Source organism: Staphylococcus sp. GDB9P120P, from assembly GCF_017893435.1.
GTDB classification, from domain to species: Bacteria; Bacillota; Bacilli; order Staphylococcales; family Staphylococcaceae; genus Staphylococcus; species Staphylococcus cohnii.
The window spans coordinates 20,083-44,703 of the sequence record NZ_JAESNB010000011.1 but is presented as its reverse complement, the minus strand read 5'-3'; the positions used below and the strand labels follow the sequence as shown (position 1 = coordinate 44,703).

The window sequence follows — 24,621 nt, the reverse complement described above, 5'->3', positions numbered from 1 at the left end:
TATTAAAAAAGTGGGACGACGAAACCTAATTTTATTAAAAAGATTTCGTCGCCCCATACCAATAAAGATGACTAGGATTGAAAAAAGTATAAAATGATTACTTGAGCTGAAGCTCAGTCAACTACTAACAACAAGCACGAGTCAGGGGCGAATCAATGATGTCCCTAATTAATCAACCACTATATCCCCATCAGTAGTATATAGCTCTAAAATATTATCTCCATTTCCAACTTTTTCATTCATAAAATGCTTATTATTAACTTTTTTATCACCATGAAACGGATATAACTTAAGAAGTGTGTTTTTCGGAGCGTTTTTATAACTAATGTTAATATCTCCTTTTTTAGCAGATGCTTTAAAATTTGAATTGATGTCAGTATCAGATAATCTTATAGTTCCATTGTTTACTAATAACACTGAATCCTGAATAAGCGTATTTTCACCCGCTATTCTGGCATTTTCAGTTTTAATATTGGCATTATTTATTTCACTTTCTTTAAACGTTATAGCTGAATTTAATCCTTTATATTTTAACTTTCCAAACTTAGATTCATTTAAAATCACTTTGCCGCCATTTTTATGATTTTTTGATAAATTTGCATCATTTACATTTAATTGTTTAACAATTATAGTATTATATTTACTTGATGCATGTAGCTTATTTAATTTTTCTTCAGGCAAAGTGATAATTAAGTTATCCTCAAAATTTCTAAAAGGATTGTAATTTAAACCATAATGGTTTTCTAGTTTTTCAGTCTCTTTAACTTTCAACGTTTTATCATTATTGTTGATATCAAGATTTCTTTTACCTTTATATCTCACTGACGTTTTATCTCCAGGTTTAATTAAAACTTTACAATTTTCAGTTAAAACATCTAAATTATTAATATCTTTAGAATCTAATACTTTATTAACACTATTTAATTTTTCATTTTGTTTTTCAAAACCGAACCATGTAACACTTCCTAAAAGAAAGCATGTTATAAATAAAGTTAGCCCACCTAAAAATAACCGCTTCATAAATCTACACTTCCTTTAATTGTTCGGATATTCCATCTTAAGTATTTTAAAATTAAACGATAGACAAGTTGTGCTAATTTAGCAATAATTACAAATAAAACAATACCTAATCCTGTAAAAGAAAAAGCAAAAAAGTAATTACTTATCGCGAGGCTGATCATATGATTCAATAATCCATGAACAATTAACAATATTGGGCTAATAGTTAAGAAAAATGCAACGAGCAATAATGCACACATAAACACAGCTAGTATAACCATGGGTATCAAAATAATAATTAATGACAAAATCCCCATACCTAAAGAAGCCATAATTGCTCTGACAATATTTTTAGTATTTGGCCTATATTCGGCAGATACAATAGCATTTTTTGCCATTATCTGTTTACCAATCTGCTTTGGTGATTCTAAAGCTCCAATGATTTGGTATTCATTTTTTCCATTATTTTCTTGTTCAAAAAAATATTGTTCATATTCATACATCACTTTGTCTCGTTCATTTCGAGGTAGGTTTTCTAATTCTTGTTCTAGCGCATTTAAAAATGTGATTTTATCCAAGTTATCTACCGCCATTCAAATTGTAGGATTTAATCAATTTCTATTTCAATTCAAAAATGGCAAACCACTGCGGAGTGTCATTACCAAATTTAGTTACTATAAATTTCAATGCTCTATCTTTCACCATTTCTATGTACAAAAAATTTTAATATATTTTATTATCCAAATGTAACTTACAAAAGTTAAATGATTATATAATTAATTAATGTTTAAATATTATTAGTTAAAAAATAGATATCAAAAAGTTATGTAACTCAATGTTGTTTTACACTATTCATACTAAATCAATATAGCATAAACATTTAGTATTTTCATTTAAAACAAATATTAAAACTTATTACTTTTCTAAGTATTAAAAATTTTCTTTCATTTAAAATTGTTGATATAATAATAGCTAATAAATTAAAGGGGGAAAAATAATGACAAGTTTAGAAACTTATTTCAAAAACAGTCAACCACTTGATCAGTACATTGAGGATATGACTGAAAACCAAGAAAATTTACTAACAATTTATAAATCATTCTCACTTCCTCAAGATGATGAACGTCTTGAAAAAATCAAATCTTTACCTTACAGTAAAGTGCTTGTAATAACGGAAGATTGGTGTGGAGATGCTATGATGAACCTTCCTATTCTAAAGCATATAAGCGAAGCACTACACTTGGAAGTCAGAGTATTCCATCGCGATGAAAATACAGATTTAATAGATCAATACTTAACAAATGGCACAGCTAGATCCATTCCAATATTTGTTTTTCTAAATGATGACTTTGAACAACAAACTGTTTGGGGTCCTCGTGCTAGACAAGTCCAAAATTTTGTAGATGAAACGCGTTCAAAATTACCTGAAAAAGACGATCCTACATTTAAAGATAAATCTGCAGAAACACATACAATTATTGCAAATCGTTACAAAACAGACTCACAAATGTGGAAGCATGTTTACGATTCAATCTTAGATAAATTAATCACTAAATAATTAAACACGTATGAATTGGATTAGCTTTACTACAATTCATACGTGTTTTTTATTGAAGTTTAATTTCTACTATTAAATATCTTTTTTAGATGCATAGAATAGATTAATAATAAATAAAATAACAATTGAAGCTGAGGTAATAAACCATTGCCAATTACTAAATGTATAATCTCCAGAAGTCGTTTTCGATGTTAAATAACTAAATGGAATATATTTTAATGAGTCTTGTATATTATCTCCAATTTTTGGAATCATTGGTAAGAAAGGCTCTGCAAAAGGCACAATCAATACTAAGAAAATCCCTAATGTGAATATAAGCGCTGTTTTAGGCACTACTAATGCAAATAAATATAATAGTAATCCAAAGAATAAATGGAACATTAGGAAAAACCATAATAATTCAAAAATTTTATCAGTTTTAATATTTTCACCATCTACAATACCCTGAACAATTAAAACAAATGCAACAAGAATTGCTGTTATTAATATGGCAATTAATATAATAGAAACAACTTTTGCAACAACATAACCTACACGACTCGATGTTTTATTCATATATAATTGAATCGTACCTTGTGAAATATCACGTGTGATTGTTTTTATTACAAAAAGTAGTCCCATAATAGAAAAGAACCAACTACCTATTGAAAGTAATGTATTACCGTTCATTTCATCAGATTGTTGAACAAATAAAATTGTAAATCCAATCATTGGTAAAATAGTCAATAATAATGCTAAGTAAGTTAAAGGACTTTTAAAAATACTAATCAAGTCATATTTTACAAGTTGAATACTGTTCATTATTGGCCACCTTTCTGATTGATATTGAAGTACGTATCACGTAAAGAACTTTTACGTGTTTCAATAAACTCAGGGAAAATTTCTTTACTTGCTAGTCCTTTTAATATGTCTTTATAGTTTTTTTGAGCCTTTAATATAACTTCTCCTGTCTCTCTTTGAGACTGTATAACATCAAAGTGTTCATTTAAATAAGCTAATCCTGCTTCAAAGTCACCCGCTTCAAGGTTCAATACTGTAGAATCAGTTGGGGCGCCTTCTTTCATATCAACATCTTGCACAAATGTACCATCTCTTAAAAAGACTGCTCTATCACAAATTAATTCTATATCCTCAAGTTTATGACTTGAAATCAAAATTTTCATATCTAGTTCCTGAACAAGCGATTGTATCGTTTTTAAAACGTCAATTGAGCCATCAGGATCCATTCCATTTGTTGGTTCATCTAATATTAAATATTTAGGCTTATTCATTAAAGAAACTGCAATGGCTAACTTTTGTTTCATACCCATTGAATATTTTTTAATTTTCTTTTTAATATAACTACGCATTCCAAATGCATCAATAATTTGATCAGCATACTTTTTATCAAATCCTTTTCCTAACACATTTGCAAAAAGTTTCAAGTTATATAAGCCAGATTTATTATCATATAGTTTAGGGTGTTCTATTAAATAACCTACGTTTTCTTTATTACTTAATTGAACTTCACCTTTATAATTTACAATGTTGCCATTCATCACTTTCATTAAAGTGGTTTTACCCACCCCATTTTTACCTATTAAACCAACAATTTGACTATGGCCAAAATCAAAATCAATATGGTCTAATACATTATTATTACCATATGTTTTAGTAATTTGTTTTAACTGCATAATGCGCCTCCTTTAAAGTTAATTTAGCTTTTTATATTGAATGATATAATTTACTCCTAAAAATATAACACTTAACAATAAGAAGCCATAGTTAAAGAAATCTTTAAAATATCTTAAATGTTCAAAGTCATAATCAAATAGTACAGAACAACCAATAATGATAATTGCAATGACAAAAGGTAAGAAAATTAACATTCCTAACACATAAGGAATAAATGAAATATATTCTGCCTTTTGTTCTATAAATCGCTTAAAACCTAATGGTATCGCGAAAAGATTAATGGCAATATAAGAAAATGGCAATGTGAAGTTAATATTAATTGTATTACTTGAATAGTTATCATTGGATATGCCATATAATGATAAGATACCTGCACCAACCAAAGTAAATACCAAAACAGTTATATAGTTCGCATTTAGTAAAGATAATTTAGAAACCGGTAAACTGGCAAAAAAATCATATGCCTGTTTATGTCCTAACTTTTTATTAAATCTAAAAACATGTCCTGAATCTAACACTGAAATAACTACTAGTACCATAACAAGTGCAGAATAAAGCACTTTATTTATCAATGTGTCATGATTCAAAATTAATTGTAGAGGTGAAACAATCAGTAAAACTGCATATAAAACAATCGTCCATTTGCGTAACTTAAGGTTTCGAATAAGTAAATTTTTCATCTTATACCTCCCACATTGTTAATTATTAGAAAGTCCCAAATTATGCTTTGGGGTTCCTTTTTCGAGGTAAACCATTAAGTCTTCAATTGTTGGACTCGTGATTGCAACAGCATTACCAAATATTTCATAGAACACATTAGCCTGTGTTGTTAACGCAGTATAACCCGTTTTATTAATTTCAAAATATTGAGTTAAATGCATTAACTCTTCATCAATTTGGTTGGAATCACCTTTGACAATTTTAAATTGAGTTAAAAGATGATCTAAAAAGTCATTTAAAACAACTTCGCCATCCTTAATATAAACTAAATAATCAGCAATTTTCTCCAAATCAGAAATAATGTGTGTCGATAAAAAAACAGTCTTTCTTTCATCAATAAGTTCTTTTTGAATGATATCTAAAACTTCATTTCTAATTATAGGATCTAAACCTGAAGTAGGTTCATCTAAAATAAATAGTTCAGCTTGGTGACTAAATGCGATTGCAATAGATAACTTCATCTTCATTCCCGTTGAGAATGTTTTAATCTTTTTATTAAAAGGCAAATCAAATAATCCAACATAATGTTCAAAAACATCATGGTTCCAATAACTATAAAATGGCGCAATATAATTTTCGATTTTTTTAATTGTCCATTTGTCATTAAGATATAATTCCGAATAAATAAAACCAATTTTATCTTTTATTGCTACAGCGTTATTTTTCATTTTTTGATTAAAAATTAATATTTCACCATCATTGGGCTCAATTAAGTCCATGATTAACCTGATAATTGTAGTTTTACCAACACCATTTGCACCGATGAAACCAGTTACAAAACCTTGAGGAACTTCAAATGAAATATCATTTAATTGAAATTCTTTAAATTGATAGTTAATATTTTTCAATTCTATAGCATTCATTCGTCGTCCTCCTCATAAATCAACGATAAAATTTCTTGTAACTCAGATAAAGTCATCCCAATGGTCTTGGCTTCTTTACTCATTGATTTGGCTAAGGACTCAATAACTATAAATTGTTTTTCTTTTAAAATTGAACTATCCTGTTCCTTCACAAATGTACCTTTTCCTCTTATGGTAAAAACAAAACCATCTTTTTCTAAATCTTCGTAAGCACGTTTCGTAGTGATCACACTAACACTTAAATCCTGTGCCAGTTCTCTCATTGATGGCAAATGTTCTCCAGGAGTAACGTGTCCTTTTAAAATGTTCTCTTTTACTTGTTGTTTGATTTGTTCATAAATCGGTCTTTCACTACTGTTTTTTAAAAGTATTTTCATTAACGTCCTCCCCTATAACTGTATATACACAATATATACAATATATACACGCTTGTAAAGCCAAATTTTCATTTTTACTAAAAACTTTAAAGTGATTAAAAATTTTGAGCTAAAATAAGTGCAAATAACTATACCATTTAAAATAAAAAAAAGACTAACCCACATAAAATGGTCAGCCTTATCCAATATGAAAGAGAGAGATGTCTCACTCTTATTACTTATTTCTTTTTATTATTTTGATTATTTTTTTTGCGTCTATCATTACTTCTATTTATAAATGCACAAATCATAAACATAATTGCTGCAATTAATAATTTTATGCCTGAATTTTCATGTCCAGTAGCCTGTAAATAGTAACCAACGACAAATAATACAATAGCAATAATCACAAATATTTTTGTTAAATGCTTCACTATACTCACCTCAAATAATTACATTGTATCAAAATTTACTCACAATTTCTAAAACTCATTCATACTATTCTAATTTTAAAATTATCTTATTATTAATTTGCATTACATGCAATAGAATATATTGTTTGCAGTTTATACTTGGCGGTGCTAAAATATAATTGTATCCACGAATTATACTACACAACCCCAAGTCTGATAGCGCAGACTTGGGGTTTTTTGTGTAAGGCCACCTATTTGTCTTTCCACTTATTTTCTAACCAAACACGGAATACAACAAGTAAGCCACCTGTTATTAAAGTTACTAAAATTTCTTGCCACCACGTAATCATACTACACCCCCCACAAAAAAAGTACCATGTAGGATTTTGATGGCCTATCTATATTCTAACATAAAACAGAACACCTGTTCGTATAAAATGACCTTAAATTTATATTTTTCTTATAAAATGTTTGCAACGCTTTAATTTTGACTGATTTCAAGATAATATAGTTATATCATTTAAAAAGTAAAGAGAGGTTAACAAACTATGAATCCTTTAGCTTTAGATTTAAACGAGCAATTATCTAAATCCAATCCAGAAATTGCAGATATGCTTTCTGATTTAGGCAAATTAATGTATTATCCAAAGGGCATTTTATCACAATCCGCAGAAGCGAAAGCTACTAAATATAATGCCACAATCGGTATGGCAACATATAAAGATAGTAAAATGTATGCTGAAACGTTAAATGATATGTTCAATCATTTAGAACCAAATGACATCTTTCCGTACGCACCTCCTCAAGGTTTAGAAGCACTTCGTGATTTATGGCAACAAAAAATGTTGAAAGACAATCCTGATTTAACTGCGAACCACATGACAAGACCTATTGTTACAAATGCATTGACACACGGTCTATCTATTGTAGGAGATATGTTCGTTGATAGCGGTGACACAATATTACTACCATCACATAATTGGGGTAACTATAAACTAGTATATAGTACAAGACATAGTGCTGAAATTGAAACATATGATATCTTCGATGAGCACGGACATTTTACCACTGAACAGCTTGTTCATACTTTAGAACAATATGACAAAGATAAAGTTATTTTAATCCTAAATTATCCTAATAACCCAACTGGCTACACGCCTACTAAAGATGAAGTAGCCGTTATTGTCGATGCCATCAAATCACTTGCAGAGCGTGGTACTAATGTTATTGCATTGATAGATGACGCTTACTATGGTTTATTCTATGAAGATGTTTACACGCAATCTCTATTTACTGCATTAACAAATTTACATTTACCTAATTTATTACCTATCCGTTTAGATGGAGCTACTAAAGAATTCTTTGCATGGGGATTACGCGTAGGCTTTATCAGTTTTGGTGTTAACGACCCTATTACAAAGCAAGTCTTAGAAGCCAAAGTAAAAGGATTAATTAGAAGTAATATTTCTAGTGGACCTATGCCCTCTCAAAGCGCAGTTAAATATATACTTGAAAACCATGATCAATTTGATAAAGAAATTCAAAAGAATATTGATACATTAAATGCGAGATACCAAACCACAAAATCTGTTGTTTATGACGAAAAATATTCAACATATTGGCAACCCTATGATTTTAACTCTGGATACTTTATGGCGCTTAAAGTTAAAAATGTTAATCCAGAACAATTGCGTAAGCATTTAATCGAAAATTATTCTATTGGTATAATTGCATTAAATGATTCTGACATTAGAATTGCTTTTAGTTGTGTAGAAAAAGATGATATCCCTCATGTCTTTGATTCAATAGCTAAAGCCATTTCTGATTTACAAAATGTATAAAAAAAAGATGAAATTGCTATTCATAGCAATTTCATCTTTTTTAATTTATTGTTGTTGTTTTAAAACACGTGACATTTCTTCAATTTTACCAGCATGTAAAGGAATATGAATGGCATTTAATACCAACAATTCATCCAATGTATTACAACCTGCGATTGTTTCAGTTAATTCTGTTTGTAGTTCTTCATCTGAAAGTTTTTGAGCGCGCTCTGGTAATGTCTGTAAATTGTTCAATATTTCATCAATTTTTGGTATTGTTTCATCTCCCCAATTTTCTGGTGAGGAGCCATAACCAAATAAGCGTGTGTATTGTTCTATATCAACTGTATTTTTATCATATAGAGATAAAGCAGATTCAAATATAGTTAAAACATGACCATATTGCCAATGTATTGTATTTGGAAATAAATCAATTTTATCGTCCAATACTTGGTCATTATTCCAATTATCATAACCTGAAATTAAATAATTAACACCCATATCAATAACATCATATACTGATTTCTTAGTCATAATTTAATTCCCTCCACTCTTCAAATATCGTGCAGCTAAAATATGTTGCAACTATTAAAACTTACACCCACTCTCTACCCTTTTATTTAATACTTATTCACATTACTAAAATTATTAACAATGAATATTATGATTATTAAGCCCTTCACATTAATTCAAAATTCTGATATAAACTATAAGTAAAAAGCTTGTACTAACATTTTATTATCATTAATTTTCAAGATTTATAACATTTTTATTTTTGCTTTAATCTAAACTGTGATATAAAATAAGACGCTTCTCAAAAAGCTTTATGCTTAATGAGAAACGTCAATGATTAACTTCAATGAAGTTTGATTTTAAATTTCTATATTATTTTGTCATGTCAACCAACTAACATTGATGTAATAACCTCAATAGCTATATTACATCATACCTGGCATACCGCCCATACCTGGTTGTGGGTCATTGTTATTTTCTTCAGGAATATTGGCTACGACTGCTTCAGTTGTTAAGAACATTGATGCAACACTTGCTGCGTGTTGAAGCGAAGAGCGTGTTACTTTAGTTGGGTCTACGATACCAGCTTCAAGCATATTTACCCATTCATTAGTAGCCGCATTAAAGCCAACGCCAACTTCTGAATTTTTAAGTCTTTCAACTATAATTGAGCCTTCTAAACCAGCATTCTCTGCTATTTGACGTACAGGAGCTTCTAAAGCTTTTAAGACAATATTAACCCCAGTAGCTACATCGTCTTCAGCTTCAATTTTCGATACTTTATCAAAAATGTTCATAAATGCTGTGCCACCGCCTGCTACGATGCCTTCTTCAACAGCAGCTCTTGTAGAATTTAAGGCATCTTCAATACGTAATTTACGTTCTTTTAATTCTGTTTCACTTGCAGCACCAACTTTAATTACTGCAACACCGCCTGCTAATTTTGCTAAACGTTCTTGTAATTTTTCTCTATCAAAATCAGAATCAGTTTCTTCAATTTGTGATTTGATTTGACTTACTCTTGCATCGATATTGTTTTGATCACCATCACCATCGACAACTGTAGTATTGTCTTTAGTAATTTCAGCTTTGTTAGCAGTACCAAGCATATCAATTGATGCATCTTTAAGTTCTAGGCCTAAATCGTCAGTAATCACTTGTGCACCTGTTAAAATTGCTAAATCTTCTAACATAGCTTTACGACGATCACCAAATCCAGGCGCTTTTACTGCTACTGCTGTGAATGTACCACGCATACGGTTTAAGACTATATTTGTTAATGCGTCACCTTCAACGTCATCAGCTACAATTAAAATTGTACGATTAGCTTGAACCACTTGTTCTAATAACGGTAAAATATCTTGGAAAGATGAAATCTTTTTATCTGTAATTAAAATATACGGTCTTTCTAACTCTGCAACCATCTTATCTGAATCTGTGACCATATATGGAGATTGATAACCTCTGTCGAATTGCATACCCTCTACAACTTCTAATTCAGTATTAAAGCCACTTGACTCTTCAATTGTAATAACACCGTCATTTCCAACTTTTTCCATTGCTTCAGAAATATATTTACCAATTTCTTCATCAGCTGCTGAAATAGAACCAACTTGAGCGATTTCATTTTTATTATCTACATTTTGTGAAATTTCATGTAAAGCTTCAATCGCTACTTCTACAGCTTTGTCGATACCTTGACGTAATCCAACTGGATTAGCACCACTTGTAACATTTTTTAAACCTTCTTGAATCATTGCTTGTGCTAATACAGTAGCTGTTGTTGTACCATCACCAGCGATTTCATTTGTTTTATTTGCTACTTCTTGTACTAATTTAGCACCCATATTTTCATAAGGATCTTCTAATTCAATTTCTTTTGCAATCGTTACACCATCATTAGTAATTAATGGTGAAGTGTACTCTTTATCTAATACAACATTACGCCCTTTAGGACCAATTGTAACTTTAACAGCATTTGCTAATTTATCTACACCTCTTAGCATAGATTGACGTGCATCTTCAGAGAATTTTAAATCTTTAGCCATATTTCTTAACCTCCATGTTGTTAGTATGATTTATCGTTTTATAATTTATTATTCAATAATTGCTAAAATATCATCTTCGTTAAGGATTAAATATGTTTCGTCTCCACGTTTAACTTCTGTGCCAGCATATTGTTGAAAAACAACGTTATCGCCTTCGTTCACTTCAGGAGCAACTCGAGAACCATCTTTTAAAATACGTCCTGCACCTACTGCAATTATCGTACCTTCATTTGACTTCTCTTTAGCGCTATCTGTTAATACAATACCACTTTTTGTTGTTTGCTCTTGTTCTATTTTTTGAATAATTACTCGGTTACCTAATGGTTTTAACATTGATTGTTCCTCCTTAGAATTGGAAATCTTTAGCACTTCATTACCTTGAGTGCTAATCTAATTTCTATAATAATCAAAGTTGGTCAACATTTCAAGTTAAAACCATCGTTGTATATTTTGTGTGTGACGATAATTTGCGCTAAAATAAGATATAAACTATTTTTTGGAGGTTCATTATGTCTCGTTTGTGGGTATCCATATTGACATTAATTATTTATGGTCTAGCGCAATATGGTGTTATATTTTTACATATGGCAGGTTTTTTCAACAATTTAAGTGGTAAATCATTAATGTTTACCAATATTTATACACAAGTTATTTTATTTATAATCGCATCAATCATTATCATTATAATCAATAATTTCATTGCTAATCCAACACAATTAGAACAACGAACAAAAGAAAAGAAACGCTACGCAATATTATGGGCGCTCGTTGGATATGTTTGTGTTATGGTCTATCAAATTATTGCTAATTTAATTAATATGTTCGTATTAGGTGGTCCACAATCAAGTCCAAATACTGAAAGGTTAATGAAAGTAGCTCAGGATATTCCCGTCTTCATTATTTTAATTTCAGTCGTAGGTCCAATCCTCGAGGAATATGTATTTAGAAAAGTTATTTTTGGTGAGTTATATCAACTTATGAAAGGCAATAAAACCTTAAAATTCATAGTAGCTTCAGTAGTAAGTTCTATTATATTTAGTGCTGCACATGGTGACCCAGCCTTCTTCATCATTTACTTTGGTATGGGAATGATTTTTTCAGGGTTATACGCTTTTACAAAACGCATATGGGTACCTATTGCTGTACATATGATGCAAAATGGTTTTGTTGTAATAATTCAAGTTTTAATTGGCCCAGAAAAAATAAAAGAATTACAAGAAACTACTTCTTTTATTTTCAGTCTTATTATTTAGCAAATTTGGAAATAACTTCTATGCTCAAAATAAAGGACTAATCCATACTATTGAATGGATTAGTCCTTTTTATATTTCAATTATTCATTATTTTTATTTTTACGATGAACAAAGTAACCAACTACGACACCAATAAATATAATAAAAATAGCTGTTATTAAAGCGAATAAAATACGTTCAAATTTTATATCGATAGTATTTTTTGAATTTTTGTCTGCAGTTTCAGTCATTTCTTCATCGCTGCTAGAGTGATACTCATATTTACCTGAAGCACTTTCCGTTTTTGGATTTTTTAAATCTGGCATTGATCCAATTTCACCAGTAATCAAAGCTAATACTTGATTATCCAAATTTTGATAATAATCTTGTGATTTCAAAGGATTAAAATACTGAAATTTAAAATAATTCGTTCCTTTCTGTAACTCATTTAAAAAAGCATTATCATCAAATCGTTGTGGTCTAAGAATGGATAAAATATCTCTGTTAGAGATTTTTTGTTCACCATTATTTAATTGTTTTACTTGGTTTACGACAAAAGGATTATATTTAAACGAACCGGTAGACATTTGATTAAATCTATTTAAAATTTGACGATCACTATTTGTACTGCCCGACGTTTGACTTGTATCTTGTTTAACTGACAAGTCTCCATAATTTATTTCATTTTGATATTTGTTTGGTTGCGTATTTTCACTTGGTCTTTTTAAGTTTGGTCGTGTAGGGTTTGAAGGTTTGACTGGTTGTGTTGGTTGATACGCATCGTCATTACCGCTTCTATGGTTTCCATTACTTGGTTTATTTGGATAATGTGTTTGCGGAGGTGTCAAATTCGGTCGGTCTGGAGTTGTCGGTACTCCTGTTCCTCCATTTGAACCAGATGTACTTCCTTCACTTGGATTATCTGGTTTTGATGACGTGCCTCCCCCAACATTAGGTCGATCTGGATTCGTCGGTATGCCTGTTCCTCCATTTGAACCAGATGTATCTCCATTACTTGGTTTGTCTGGTTTTGGCGGCGTGCCTCCACCTCCATTTGGTCGGCCAGGGTTCGTTGGTTCGTCTGTCCCTTCATTTGTACCAGAGTTATCTCCATCATTTGGTTTGTCTGGTTTTGGCGGCGTGCCTCCACCTTCATTTGGTCGGTCTGGAGTCGTTGGTTCGTCTGTCCCTTCATTTGTACCAGAGTTATCTCCATCGTTTGAATCAGACGTGCCTTCATCACTTGATCCATCTGGTTCTGATGGTGTACTCTCATCATCTTCGTTTGGTTTGTCTGGTTTTGATGGCTCTCCTGTATTATCGTCTTCACTTGAATCAGACGTGTCTCCATCGCTTGGTTCGTCTGTCCCTTCATTTGTACCAGTGTTATCTCCATCATTTGAATCAGACGTATCTTCATCACTTGGTTCATCTGGTTCTGATGGTGTACTCTCATCTTCATTTGGTTGATCTGGTGTTGATGGCTCCTCTGTATTATCGTCTTCACTTGAACCTGATGTGTCTCCATCACTTGGATTGTCTGGTTCTGATGGCGTACTTTCATCTTCGTTTGGTTGATCTGGTGTTGATGGCTCTCCTGTATTATCGTCTTCACTTGCATCAGACGTGTCACCATCGCTTGGTTCATCTGTCCCTTCATTTGTACCAGAGTTATCTCCATCATTTGAATCAGACGTGTCTTCATCACTTGGATTGTCTGGTTCTGATGGTGTGCTTTCATCTTCGTTTGGTTCATCTGGTGTTGTTGGCTCTCCTGTATTATCGTCTTCACTTAAATCAGACGTGTCTCCATCGTTTGGTTCATCTGGTTGAACTGGTGTATCAGTACCTTCATTATTAAATACGTCATCGTCTACTGATTTTTCTTTTTCACCTGAATTTAATTTATCAGCTGACAACTCATTTTTTATTGTATTATTGTTTTCAACGTTAGTGTCAAAATTTTCTTTACCATCTGTACTATAAAGGTCGGAAATTGAAGGTACAAAATTTGAACGTCCCATGTCATCATTTCCAGCTAAAACATCTTTTGTATCAGTTGATATATTATTTTTTTGATCTTCAGCTGCCTGAATCGGTTTTGATAATAAAGAAGCACTTATAGCAAAAGCGAAGCTAGAAACTAATATTTTATTCATTTTATACCCTTTCATTTTCTCACCTCCATAGTAATAAACCTTATATTCATTATAATTATATTAGAAAGCTCACTTTTTTTCATTAAATAGATGGTTATTGAAAGGAAAAAGTAATAAATCTGAAATTTTTTGTAAAAAGCCTATTTACAAAATCCGATATAATTATTATACTAGATATATATTTTGAATTAATAAAGGAGCTACTATAATGGGATTATTCACTAAAAAATCAAAAGATTTAGATGCATTTCAAAAAGCAATAGAAACGAGACGTACAATTTATAGTTTAAATAAAGAAATTTCAATTTCTGATAAAGAAGTTGAAAATATAATTGAACATGCAATTAAACATGTACCCTCTTCATTTAACTCACAATCTACACGTATTGTTTTATTATTAAATGATAATCATGATAAATTCTGGGAAATCACAAAAGAAGAACTTAAAAATACAATGGGACCTGATCGTGATTTCCAACCTACCGCTGATAAAATTGATAATTTTAAACATTCATACGGTACAGTTTTATACTTTGAAGATGAAGAAGTCATCGAAGGTTTACAAAATCAAATGCCTAACTATGCAGAAAACTTTGCGATCTGGTCAAGCCAAACAAACGCCATGCATCAATTCGCTATTTGGACAGCACTAAGTACTGAAGGTATCGGTGCTTCATTACAACATTATAACCCACTTGTAGACGTAGCAGTCTCTGAAGCTTTTGATATTCCTAAAACTTGGAAACTTATGGCACAAATGCCTTTCGGTAATATTCGTGAAGAAGCTAGCGAAAAAGAATTTAATGATATAGATAAACGCTTCCTTATAAAAAAGTAAAAAATTAAATATCTACAGAATGACAAGATATTTTACATCCAACATCAAAAAACATAGACAAAAATAAATTTATTTATATAACTATCATTATATGAGGCAAAGACTTTCATGTCTTCGCCTCTTTTTTATATTTGCTTTATAATACTGTTAACCAAATTTTGAATTTTCTAAATATATTTAGTATATTTAGTCTAACACTAATATAAGGGGTGAAATTGATGAATATAGAAATCTTTCAACTTAAAATTGAACCAGCAAATGTTTCATTTAATGAAACAACCATTAAAAATTGGTTCTCTAATTATGTAACAACTGAAACAGATGTTGTTGTATTGCCAGAAATGTGGAATAACGGATATGCCTTACCCCAATTAAACAAACTAGCTGATCAACAGTTATCACGAAGTTTTGAATTTATTTCAAAATTAGCTATACAATATCAAGTAGATATTGTAGCAGGTTCTGTGTCTAATATTATGAAAGAAAATGTATATAACACTGCCTTTGCAGTATCGAAACAAGGCTATTTAATCAATAGTTACGATAAGGTACACCTCGTCCCGATGTTAGATGAGCCACTCTTTATGAGTCCAGGTAACGCTGTTCCTGAGCCCTTTTCACTTTCTAACGGGGTGAAAATCGCACAAATTATTTGTTATGATTTACGTTTTCCTGAAATATTACGTTATCCAGCACGTAAAGGTGCAGAAATCGCATTTTATGTAGCGCAGTGGCCAAGTGTTAGATTAGACCATTGGATTGCTTTACTAAAAGCACGTGCGATAGAAAATGATATGTTTGTCGTCGGTTGTAACACCTGTGGTGATGATGGTAAAACTGAGTATGCTGGTAACTCAATGATTATTAATCCAAATGGTGAAATTATAGATCAACTCAATGACAAAGAAGGAAGATTAAGTTGTTCACTAAATTTAGATGAGGTTGTCAAACAACGTGAAGCAATACCAGTCTTTAAAAATTTGAGACCACACCTTTATAAATAAACATAAAAAAACCGTGAGCTTGGGAGGGACTCACGGTTTTTTGTAACTTATTATTAAGGGAATGTTTTATACAGTTATTTCTCTATCTATTTTTTGGGGATGTTATTAATTATGAAAAAAATTAGTGAATTTACCGATTAAAATGATAAATTGAATGATGTTTACGATAGCTTACATGTTTAAATTTTAAATTGTCTCTGTTATAGACAAAGTTAAAATAGATTTGATTTGAGACTGGGAAAGGTCTACAAATACAAATTTAAGGGATTTGCTTAACGTATTAAGCGAGTTGTGTACTAATCTAGTACTATTTTACGAAACCACTAGCTATTACTGAAAAGGTTCTTGTCACAACATCAGCCTCCTCTTGTCCGTATTCAAAGAAATGAAACCGACAACTAAACTTGTAACTCCAATAACTATACGAAGATACAGTTACAATTTAGTAAAGTCAATTAGACTCCTGCTCAAAAGCCTAATTAACATCTTCATTTAAACGGTTAAGTCTAAATAATTTTATCACTTCTTTGTGATACAAGTATATTAAACCATGGATTTCTAGAATTGCGTTTAATAATTCCTAACTCGTTATATTTCATACTTATTTGTTAAGAATTATATGTTAAAATTAAAAAGATAAGAAATTCAAACAGTTAGGAATACAAAACTTACAGTTAAGCAATGAGACGCCTAAAATATAATTAAAATTGTATAATACGGGTGAGGAGAGAATAGCCATGTCAAGGGGAATTGATAACAAAATTGAAAACTTAGCACGATATCTTCAACAAAGAAATAATCTTGATCATCTTGAGTTCCTAAAACTCCGTTTAGGCATGCAAGTTTTTGTTAGCAATCTTGCGAAAACTATTGTAGTTTATGGCATTTCAATCCTTTGCCATATATTTCTATACACACTAACTGTTCATTTATCTTATTATTTGATTAGACAGTATGCACACGGTGCACATGCGAAGTCATCGCTTTCGTGTCATATTCAAAACATTGTTTTATTTGTTTTATTACCATGGTTTATTGGGTATATAAAAGTGGATATTTTACTTATGTATACACTTGCTTTGTTAGGTTTTATTATTTTAGTTATTTATGCGCCTTCAGCAACTAAAAAACAACCGATTCCAATAAAACTTAGAAAAGGTAAAAAAATCAAAACAATCGTTGTAACTTTATTATTATTGTGTGTTTCATTAATCTTAAAGGAGCCGTATTCACAATTAGTACTTTTAGGTATTACACTAATTGCGTTTGCACAACTCCCGATATTTTTTCCTAAGGAGGATGTTTAGATATGCATATTTTTGAATCTATTATAAACTTATTCGTTAAATTTTTTAGTGTTTTAGGAGCAGTTTCAGGTGGAAAAGTTTGCAGTGCTTATTTTGATGAACCTGAGGTACCAAAAGAAATTACAGATTTATACAAATAATTCGTTATTAGAAAGTGTGTATATATATGGTAGTTTTTAATTCTGTTTTGTTAGCAATTATACAATCAGTTCTTTTATTCGTTAATGTTAAAACTTTAACGAACATCAAATATACTTTTAGGGATTATATCGCAATGATTTGCATTATAATCCCTTCTACTATTATTTATTACTTTATTAGTGAAAAAACAACTATTTTATTATTAATAGCTGTCGTTATATTTATGTACATAAGAAAGCAAACCATAGGTGTCGTTGCAGCATTGATCAGTTTTTTCATCTTATATATGGCTAACTTCATTTCTATTTGGCTAGCTACTCAATTAATAGAAGTTATCACATTAAATTATATTTTTAGTTCATTCTATGCAGTAAGTTTTATCTTAATTGCAATAAGTTTAGGATACATAATAAAATATTTTTTTATAAAAATGTCAACTTCATTTTTATCTTTAAATAAAATATATCTTTCAATTGTATGCTTGTTTTTACTCACAGTTTTACTGTTAATTTATTTTTATTTACCAAATTCCATTTTATCATTTTCAGATATTAAATTTGTTGTAATCATGTATGCAGTGGTCATTATTACTACTGCTATTTTAATCATTACTATTTCCTTCAGCATTATACGACAAATTCAATATAAACGTAATATCAAAGAAATAGAAAATTATTATAAATATACGTTGCAAATTGAAAAAATTAATAATGAGATGCGTAAATTTCGACATGACTATGTTAATATACTTTCAACATTATCTGATTATATCCGAGAAGACGATATGCAAGGTTTACGTAAGTATTTTAATGAAGAAATCATACCAATGCAAGATAATATGCAAATGAAAACACTTAAAATTAATGGCATTGAAAATTTAAAAGTTCGTGAAATTAAAGGTTTATTAACAACTAAAATATTACAAGCTCAAGAAAAAAATATAAGATTGAGCATTGAAGTTCCAGAACCAATTGAAAAAATTGATATGCCTATTATCAATTTAAGTAGAGTTATTGGTATTTTATTAGACAATGCCATAGAAGCATCAGAAAAAATTGAAGATGACCCTTTAATTCGCATTGCTTTTATCAAAAATGAAGATGATTCAGTGATGTTTATCATCATGAATAAATGTAAACCTGATATGCCTAGAGTGCATACTTTATTCCAAGAAAACTACTCAACAAAAGGAAAAAATCGTGGTTTAGGATTATCTAACTTAAAGGAAATAACCGATGCAACTTCCAATGTTTTATTAGATACAACTATTGATAATAATTACTTTATCCAAAAAGTAGAAATATTAAATTCTAATTCATAAGGATGTGTAAATATGAAAATATTCATTTGTGAAGATGATGTAAGACAACGTGAAAATATAGTTTCAATTATCAATAATTACATCATGATAGAAGAAAAGCCAATGGAAATTGAAGTAGCTACGTCAGATCCTTATGAGGTATTGGAACGTGCAAAAGAACTTAAGGATATTGGTTGTTATTTTCTTGATATACAATTAGAAGCTGATATTAATGGCATTAAATTAGCAAGTGAGATTAGAAAATACGATCCAGTGAGCAATATTATATTTGTCACAAGTCACAGTGAGCTCACTTATTTAACTTTTGTATATAAAGTTGCTGCTATGGATTTTATTTTCAAAGATGATCCTGATGAATTAAAATCAAGAGTAATTGATTGTCTCGAAACATCAGAAACTCGATTGAAGCTACTTTCAAAAGAAAACACAGTTGAAACAATCGAGCTCAAACGTGGCAGTAATTCTATTTATGTACAATATGATGATGTAATGTTTTTTGAATCTTCTTCGAATTCACATCGTTTGATTGCTCATCTAGACAATAGGCAAATTGAATTTTATGGTAATTTAAAAGAAATCGATAATTTAGATGAACGATTTTTTAGATGTCATAATAGTTTTGTTGTTAATAGACACAATATAGAATCCATTGATTCTAAGTCTCGTATTGTTTACTTCAAAAATAATGAACACTGCTACGCGTCCGTACGTAATGTCAAAAAAATTTAATACATAAATTAGTAGGCAGAGACAATTCATTGTCTCTGCCTATTATCATTAAAGCACACTTCTCAATTTATTGAGTTAGTGGGACTTATACATGCGCTAATGCCCAAATATTCCTTAATCCTTATTATCCCCACACTCATCTTAACGTAATTGGATTCATTGAATAAGATTGCTTTCCACGTTCACTCTTTTAATATTCAAGTACCTCATTAACTTCATCTAAACTAGGTATACTCTCAATCGCGCCATATTTAGTAGTAACTTTTGCAGCAACTATGTTACTAAATTGAAGTATATCTTCACCTTGGAGTTTTAATGCTTCTATTGGATTCACAATATCAGATACTGCCAATCTATTAATTAATGCTCCTATAAAAGCATCGCCAGCGCCAGTAGTATCTATCACTTTCACTTTATAACCAGGGTGATCAATCACTGTGCCATCTTTAAAATGAATTTCTGCACCTTCTTTGCCTTTAGTATAAATAACTGCCTCCACGCTACCTTGGAATAGCCACGCGATGGCCTCTTTTTCAACTTTTTTTCCAGTCACAAATGTCAGCTCTTCGTCTGAAATTTTAAGCACATGCGCTAATGGTAAAAATTCACGAATTGCATTTTTACATTCCGCTTCACTAGTCCATAACGGCAAGCGTACGTTAGGATCAAAGATAATCGTACCATTTACCGATTTCACCTTATTTATTAACGCTTTATGCGCCTGTTTCATTGGACTATCTACTAAATCAACAGAACAAAAATGTAACATATCATTTTCTGTTACAGTAATTGCATCAATATTGCTAGGCTGGTATAACATATCTGCTGATGGTTTACGATAGAATGAAAAATCACGTTCCCCTTCTTTGGTTAAACTTACAAATGCTAAAGCAGTATTCGCTTCATCTGTACGTCGAATATAGTTTGTATGCACACCAATATTACTTATGGTTTCAACAATCAAATCACCAAATGCATCATTACCTAACTGGGTAATCATTTCTGCTTGCCCACCTAATTTTGTCGTAGTACAGGCAACGTTACAAGGCGCACCACCGACTTGTCTTGTGAACCCTTCAACGTCTTTTAATTTTGAATCTTTTTGATTAGGGATAAAATCGATAAGTGCTTCCCCTATTGCAAGTAAACGTTTCATTTATTGATCATCCTTTATGTCATATTTTGTAAAATTAAGAAAGACTTGGCCAGATTCGGTAGAAGCTTTAAATCCTATGGCATCATCATCTGTGAAAATTCTTGAAGTCATCACACGTTCACCATCATTACAAAATAGTTCAATACTCGATGTATCTACGAACATTTGTAGTTGAGATAATGGCGTATCTAAATACGTGCTACGTGTATTACCATCGACTGGTTCTGGTAATAAGCCACTTTCACTACGATCCAATGTAATTTTTCTTGTTTTTGTATTATAAGCAATAAGTAAAGACTGTGATTTTGAAGCTCTGATTTCAAAATAAATTTCAGTAGCGTCATTTTCCAAAATATCAATAATCAATTCAAATTGTTTACCTTCATATGGATTTAAAAATCGCGTAAACTTATTAGCATAACCTAATGCTGTTTCTTTATTCGTTCTTAATTGTTGAAGTGCTTTAATAGGACGCTGTTTTAAATTACCTTGTTCAATTGTCAAAATACGAGGAATTGTTAAACAGTGCGCCCAACCATCTGAATCTGTAGGATAGTTCACTTCTGGTAAACCCATCCAACCAATGAGTATTCTTTTGCCATATTCATCTGTAAAAGTTTGAGGCGCATAAAAATCAAAACCATGATCTAATTCATGAAAATCACCATGATCCATAACGAGGTGATCTATGTCGTATTGCCCCATAATATAACCAGATTGATAAATATTCCTAAATTTTTCACCTTCTGGTTCAATACCTTGAGGACAAAATAGCAGTAAATCGAAACCATCTAAATTAAAATAATCTGGGCATTCCCACATAAAACCAAACGCCTCAAGTTTTGTTTTTATTTCACCTTGAAATGTCCAATTCACAATGTCTGTTGATTGATATTGAAGTATTCTTCCATATCCTTCTTCATTTTGTGCAGCAATTACTGCATAGTAAATTTCATCTTTCACAAATACTTTAGGATCTCTAAAATGTTGCGTATAGCCTGACGGTGGTGCTGCTATTACTGCTTTAGGAAATTTTTGAACCTCACCATTGTCATGTACCTTAGCTATATGTTGTGTAGACTTTCTATTCCAATTTTCATCTCTATGATTTCCTGTATACATATAATACAAGTTGTTGTTATATGTAAATGCACTGCCACTATATACACCATGACTGTCATATTTCGTATCTGGTTTTAGTGAAATTCCTTGATCATCAAAATTTATTAAATCTTTACTTTTATATGTATACCAATATTTCAAACCATGGACGGCTCCTAAAGGAAACCATTGATATGAGATATAGTAATCTCCTTTATAATAAATCAGACCATTAGGATCATTTAACAATCCTGTTTTCGGCTGGATATGAAACAATTGTCTATATTTAGATTGATTCACACGCTCAGTTAATTCGTCCATTGTTTCTTGATTAATATCTTCATAACGTTGATAACGTTCATCTCTTGTCCATTCACTCACTTTATTTCCTCCTATTACAAACTACTACTTTCTGATATTTGTTCTGTCGCAATTCAGTGCATCATAATATCTATGTATTTCATTATCATTATATTAGATTTATCCTACTCATTGATACAAAGCTATGGCTTCCACCGCTACAAAACAATTGCACACGCGGTATGATGTATTAATCGAAATGTGATTCCTGTAACAAGGGCGCCATCAACCAATAATACTTAAAATGGCATCAACTTTATTCATATAAAAAATTCCTCACACATCAATTTTTAAATTACTATTTAAATTTGTATAGATTTGTTAACGTCTATTATTTAACTTATCGCATATTATTTTGACACCATAATTGCACATATTGACAGTAACTGAATTTATCATCAATTATCTAAAAAATCTTACACTTTGATTTGCCAATCATATTTTATTTTCACTCTCATTACTTGGCATTGTAAACATCATCTATTTTATCATATTGTATTCCCTTTAAATACTGTTAAAAGTCAAACTCAAACTACTTTGTAAACACAAAAAATAATACTGACTTCAAGAAGCAACTATATACATTATTAGTATTAAAAATATATATCATTCAAAAACGACTAATCTCATTTACAATTACAACATGTGTCACTCAATATAAGACATTTTTATAAATCAAAATAAAGCCCGAAACATCATAGAATATGTCTCGGACTTTCTCTCAGTGAGCAGTATATAACAAAATAATATTTTTTTAATATAATATTAACTTTCATCTTACCCCGTTATTTAAATTTAATTTTATATCATTAAGCTTTCTGAACAGTGATTGTCCATGAAGCATCATCAAGTTGTTCATAATTAGTAACTGGATAACCTTCTTCAGCTGCCCAATTTGGAATTGCTTCAGTTGCTTGAGTACAATCGAAATCAATTTTTAATTCGTCACCATTCTCTAAAGTAGTCATTTTCTTTTGTGCTTCAATTAAAGGAAAAGGACAAACCATACCTACTGTACCTAATTCATATACCATAATGAAATCCTCCTAAAAATAAAATTTATGTCGTTTGTGTTTGTGCGGAAACTGTTTGAGTTGTAGATTTTTGTGCTTTTTTCATCGGCTTAATAAATATGAAATAACTCATAAACCAAGCACCTAGTATCATTGATGCAAGCGCAATCCAGCCTTTCCAAGACATTGTAGCTGTTTCAACTAAACCATTTCCGATAGAACAACCACCTGCTACTGATGCACCAAATCCCATGCATACGCCACCAATAACACTATTGCGGATTGTCTTTTTATCAGGTAGTCTCCATTTAAATTCTCTAGCTCCTTTTGCTGCAATATAAGAACCAGCAAAGATACCTAAAACAAGGAATACACCCCAATCTAATAGTTGAAGATCACCAGTTACAAAAAATTGAACGATATTTGCAGAAGGCGTTGTAATTCCTAAACCGTACATTCTGCCAGTAGATTCACTCACTGGCCAAGCCAATAATGCAATTAGCCCAACTGCAATAGCTGCAACAAAGGGATGGTATTTTTTTTCAAATAAATAATAACGAATTCCCGTAAACTTTTGTTTTAATTTGGGTACCGCAAATTTTGGCTTTGGTTTACGTAGCGTTTTAACAACAAATATAACCGTTATAATTGTTAATAATGCGACCCATACCCATGTTGGAATACCAGTTGTTTGAGCCATACTTGTATTTACATTAGTAGGTTTATTGATACCGTTCATTAAAGGTAATAATAAACCAATTTTAGTAGCAGCTGATGTAAATGCATATGCAATAAGTGCTACCCAGCTACCTATCAATCCTTCTCCAGCTCTATACCATGTACCAGTTGCACAACCACCAGCTAATATAATTCCAATACCAAAAATAAATGAGCCAATAACCGTACCTATGATTGGATATGTTGACTCTGGTATTTCTACTAACCCTGTCGAAGTTAGAATTAGCAGTCCAATACTTTGCACTGATATTGCTATTAACAAGGCATAAAACATTTTATTACTTTTTTGAATATACATATCCCGAAATCCACCAGCAAGACAAAATCGTGTACGTTGCATGACAAATCCCAAAAGTCCACCTACGATTAAGCCACTGATTATTAACCACGTCATAACATTACCTCTTTCCGATAAAATCAATAAGAATTATCATATTAGATTTATGCTGAAATTTCAACCTTTATGTTTTCAGGGTTATTCATAGGTATATGTATAAGATGAAGCGGAGCTAGCGAACAATAAAAAAACTTTGTAGAGACAACTAAACATCAATAATG

Annotated in this window: 26 protein-coding genes; 9 read left to right on the top strand and 17 right to left on the bottom strand. The window is 30.9% G+C overall.

Annotation, left to right across the window (positions count from 1 at the left end):
- Positions 1-168: 168 nt before the first annotated feature.
- Positions 169-1,020: a DUF4097 family beta strand repeat-containing protein gene (locus KA856_RS12530; protein WP_107524342.1), complete on the bottom strand. Its 852-nt coding sequence runs from the start codon at positions 1,018-1,020 to the stop codon at positions 169-171.
- Positions 1,017-1,577, bottom strand: a complete 561-nt coding sequence (locus tag KA856_RS12525; RefSeq protein WP_064264605.1) for an HAAS signaling domain-containing protein — start codon at positions 1,575-1,577, stop codon at positions 1,017-1,019. The genes KA856_RS12530 and KA856_RS12525 overlap by 4 nt, the downstream gene beginning before the upstream one ends.
- 419 nt (positions 1,578-1,996) lie before the next feature.
- On the opposite strand from KA856_RS12525, the gene KA856_RS12520 reads away from it, so the two are divergent.
- Positions 1,997-2,557, top strand: coding sequence for a thioredoxin family protein (locus tag KA856_RS12520; protein ID WP_107385278.1), 561 nt, complete (start codon positions 1,997-1,999; stop codon positions 2,555-2,557).
- A gap of 72 nt (positions 2,558-2,629) precedes the next feature.
- Here the strand turns inward: KA856_RS12520 and pmtD are convergent, their stop codons facing one another.
- The 7 genes from pmtD to KA856_RS13950 form a co-directional block, all read right to left on the bottom strand.
- The gene (gene pmtD / locus KA856_RS12515; protein WP_019469572.1) at positions 2,630-3,358 is read right to left on the bottom strand and encodes a phenol-soluble modulin export ABC transporter permease subunit PmtD; all 729 of its coding nucleotides are present in this window, start codon (positions 3,356-3,358) and stop codon (positions 2,630-2,632) included.
- The gene (gene pmtC / locus KA856_RS12510; protein WP_107386640.1) at positions 3,358-4,230 is read right to left on the bottom strand and encodes a phenol-soluble modulin export ABC transporter ATP-binding protein PmtC; all 873 of its coding nucleotides are present in this window, start codon (positions 4,228-4,230) and stop codon (positions 3,358-3,360) included. The genes pmtD and pmtC overlap by 1 nt, the downstream gene beginning before the upstream one ends.
- 18 nt (positions 4,231-4,248) lie before the next feature.
- Positions 4,249-4,911 (bottom strand): phenol-soluble modulin export ABC transporter permease subunit PmtB, encoded by a 663-nt coding sequence (gene pmtB, locus KA856_RS12505; protein WP_064264602.1) that lies wholly within the window; start codon positions 4,909-4,911, stop codon positions 4,249-4,251.
- Positions 4,912-4,929: 18 nt separating this feature from the next.
- The gene (gene pmtA / locus KA856_RS12500) at positions 4,930-5,814 is read right to left on the bottom strand and encodes a phenol-soluble modulin export ABC transporter ATP-binding protein PmtA (RefSeq protein ID WP_107385281.1); all 885 of its coding nucleotides are present in this window, start codon (positions 5,812-5,814) and stop codon (positions 4,930-4,932) included.
- Positions 5,811-6,191 carry a PSM export ABC transporter transcriptional regulator PmtR gene (gene pmtR / locus KA856_RS12495; RefSeq protein ID WP_019469568.1) on the bottom strand — a complete coding sequence of 127 codons (381 nt, stop codon included), beginning with the start codon at positions 6,189-6,191 and terminating at the stop codon, positions 5,811-5,813. Before pmtR ends, pmtA begins: the two co-directional genes overlap by 4 nt.
- A 218-nt stretch (positions 6,192-6,409) precedes the next feature.
- Positions 6,410-6,604 carry an SE1626 family protein gene (locus tag KA856_RS12490; protein ID WP_064264599.1) on the bottom strand — a complete coding sequence of 65 codons (195 nt, stop codon included), beginning with the start codon at positions 6,602-6,604 and terminating at the stop codon, positions 6,410-6,412.
- Positions 6,605-6,834: 230 nt separating this feature from the next.
- On the bottom strand, positions 6,835-6,930 hold the full coding sequence (locus KA856_RS13950) for a Trp-rich small protein (protein ID WP_224396387.1): 96 nt from the start codon (positions 6,928-6,930) through the stop codon (positions 6,835-6,837).
- 201 nt (positions 6,931-7,131) lie between these two features.
- Between KA856_RS13950 and KA856_RS12485 the strand changes: the two genes are divergently transcribed.
- Entirely contained in the window at positions 7,132-8,424 is a 1,293-nt protein-coding gene (locus KA856_RS12485) for an aminotransferase class I/II-fold pyridoxal phosphate-dependent enzyme (protein ID WP_107383616.1), read from the top strand.
- A gap of 45 nt (positions 8,425-8,469) precedes the next feature.
- Here KA856_RS12485 and KA856_RS12480 read toward each other — a convergent pair whose 3' ends face one another.
- From KA856_RS12480 to groES, 3 genes are all read right to left on the bottom strand, one after another.
- Entirely contained in the window at positions 8,470-8,937 is a 468-nt protein-coding gene (locus tag KA856_RS12480) for a DinB family protein (RefSeq protein WP_107383615.1), read from the bottom strand.
- 404 nt (positions 8,938-9,341) lie between these two features.
- Positions 9,342-10,964: a chaperonin GroEL gene (gene groL, locus KA856_RS12475; RefSeq protein WP_210138751.1), complete on the bottom strand. Its 1,623-nt coding sequence runs from the start codon at positions 10,962-10,964 to the stop codon at positions 9,342-9,344.
- 48 nt (positions 10,965-11,012) lie between these two features.
- A complete protein-coding gene (groES, locus tag KA856_RS12470) occupies positions 11,013-11,297 on the bottom strand; it encodes a co-chaperone GroES (protein ID WP_019469562.1) in 285 nt (94 codons plus the stop codon).
- A 176-nt stretch (positions 11,298-11,473) separates the two neighbouring features.
- Here groES and mroQ point away from each other — a divergent pair, with 176 nt between their 5' ends.
- Positions 11,474-12,217 carry an intramembrane glutamic endopeptidase MroQ gene (gene mroQ, locus KA856_RS12465; RefSeq protein WP_064264595.1) on the top strand — a complete coding sequence of 248 codons (744 nt, stop codon included), beginning with the start codon at positions 11,474-11,476 and terminating at the stop codon, positions 12,215-12,217.
- A gap of 80 nt (positions 12,218-12,297) precedes the next feature.
- On the opposite strand, the gene KA856_RS12460 is transcribed toward mroQ, so the two are convergent.
- Complete coding sequence (locus KA856_RS12460; RefSeq protein WP_181187633.1) at positions 12,298-14,370, bottom strand: SdrH family protein; 2,073 nt, start codon at positions 14,368-14,370, stop codon at positions 12,298-12,300.
- A 193-nt stretch (positions 14,371-14,563) separates the two neighbouring features.
- Here KA856_RS12460 and KA856_RS12455 point away from each other — a divergent pair, with 193 nt between their 5' ends.
- The 6 genes from KA856_RS12455 to agrA all read left to right on the top strand — a co-directional run bounded on the left by KA856_RS12455 (position 14,564) and on the right by agrA (position 19,695).
- A complete protein-coding gene (locus KA856_RS12455) occupies positions 14,564-15,193 on the top strand; it encodes a nitroreductase family protein (RefSeq protein ID WP_019469559.1) in 630 nt (209 codons plus the stop codon).
- Positions 15,194-15,411: 218 nt separating this feature from the next.
- Complete coding sequence (locus tag KA856_RS12450; protein WP_210138750.1) at positions 15,412-16,197, top strand: carbon-nitrogen family hydrolase; 786 nt, start codon at positions 15,412-15,414, stop codon at positions 16,195-16,197.
- A 737-nt stretch (positions 16,198-16,934) separates the two neighbouring features.
- Positions 16,935-17,504, top strand: coding sequence for an accessory gene regulator AgrB (locus KA856_RS12445; RefSeq protein ID WP_210138749.1), 570 nt, complete (start codon positions 16,935-16,937; stop codon positions 17,502-17,504).
- A 2-nt stretch (positions 17,505-17,506) separates the two neighbouring features.
- On the top strand, positions 17,507-17,644 hold the full coding sequence (agrD, locus tag KA856_RS12440) for a cyclic lactone autoinducer peptide AgrD (RefSeq protein ID WP_019469556.1): 138 nt from the start codon (positions 17,507-17,509) through the stop codon (positions 17,642-17,644).
- 26 nt (positions 17,645-17,670) lie between these two features.
- Complete coding sequence (agrC, locus tag KA856_RS12435) at positions 17,671-18,966, top strand: quorum-sensing sensor histidine kinase AgrC (protein ID WP_181187632.1); 1,296 nt, start codon at positions 17,671-17,673, stop codon at positions 18,964-18,966.
- A gap of 12 nt (positions 18,967-18,978) precedes the next feature.
- Positions 18,979-19,695: a quorum-sensing response regulator AgrA gene (agrA, locus tag KA856_RS12430; protein WP_019469554.1), complete on the top strand. Its 717-nt coding sequence runs from the start codon at positions 18,979-18,981 to the stop codon at positions 19,693-19,695.
- 190 nt (positions 19,696-19,885) lie between these two features.
- Here agrA and KA856_RS12425 read toward each other — a convergent pair whose 3' ends face one another.
- The 4 genes from KA856_RS12425 to KA856_RS12410 all read right to left on the bottom strand — a co-directional run bounded on the left by KA856_RS12425 (position 19,886) and on the right by KA856_RS12410 (position 24,457).
- Positions 19,886-20,851, bottom strand: coding sequence for a carbohydrate kinase family protein (locus KA856_RS12425; RefSeq protein ID WP_107383588.1), 966 nt, complete (start codon positions 20,849-20,851; stop codon positions 19,886-19,888).
- A complete protein-coding gene (locus KA856_RS12420) occupies positions 20,852-22,333 on the bottom strand; it encodes a sucrose-6-phosphate hydrolase (protein ID WP_107383587.1) in 1,482 nt (493 codons plus the stop codon).
- Positions 22,334-23,121: 788 nt separating this feature from the next.
- Positions 23,122-23,346, bottom strand: coding sequence for a sulfurtransferase TusA family protein (locus KA856_RS12415; protein ID WP_019469551.1), 225 nt, complete (start codon positions 23,344-23,346; stop codon positions 23,122-23,124).
- Positions 23,347-23,371: 25 nt separating this feature from the next.
- Positions 23,372-24,457, bottom strand: a complete 1,086-nt coding sequence (locus KA856_RS12410) for a YeeE/YedE family protein (protein WP_107383586.1) — start codon at positions 24,455-24,457, stop codon at positions 23,372-23,374.
- Between the last annotated feature and the right edge of the window lie 164 nt (positions 24,458-24,621).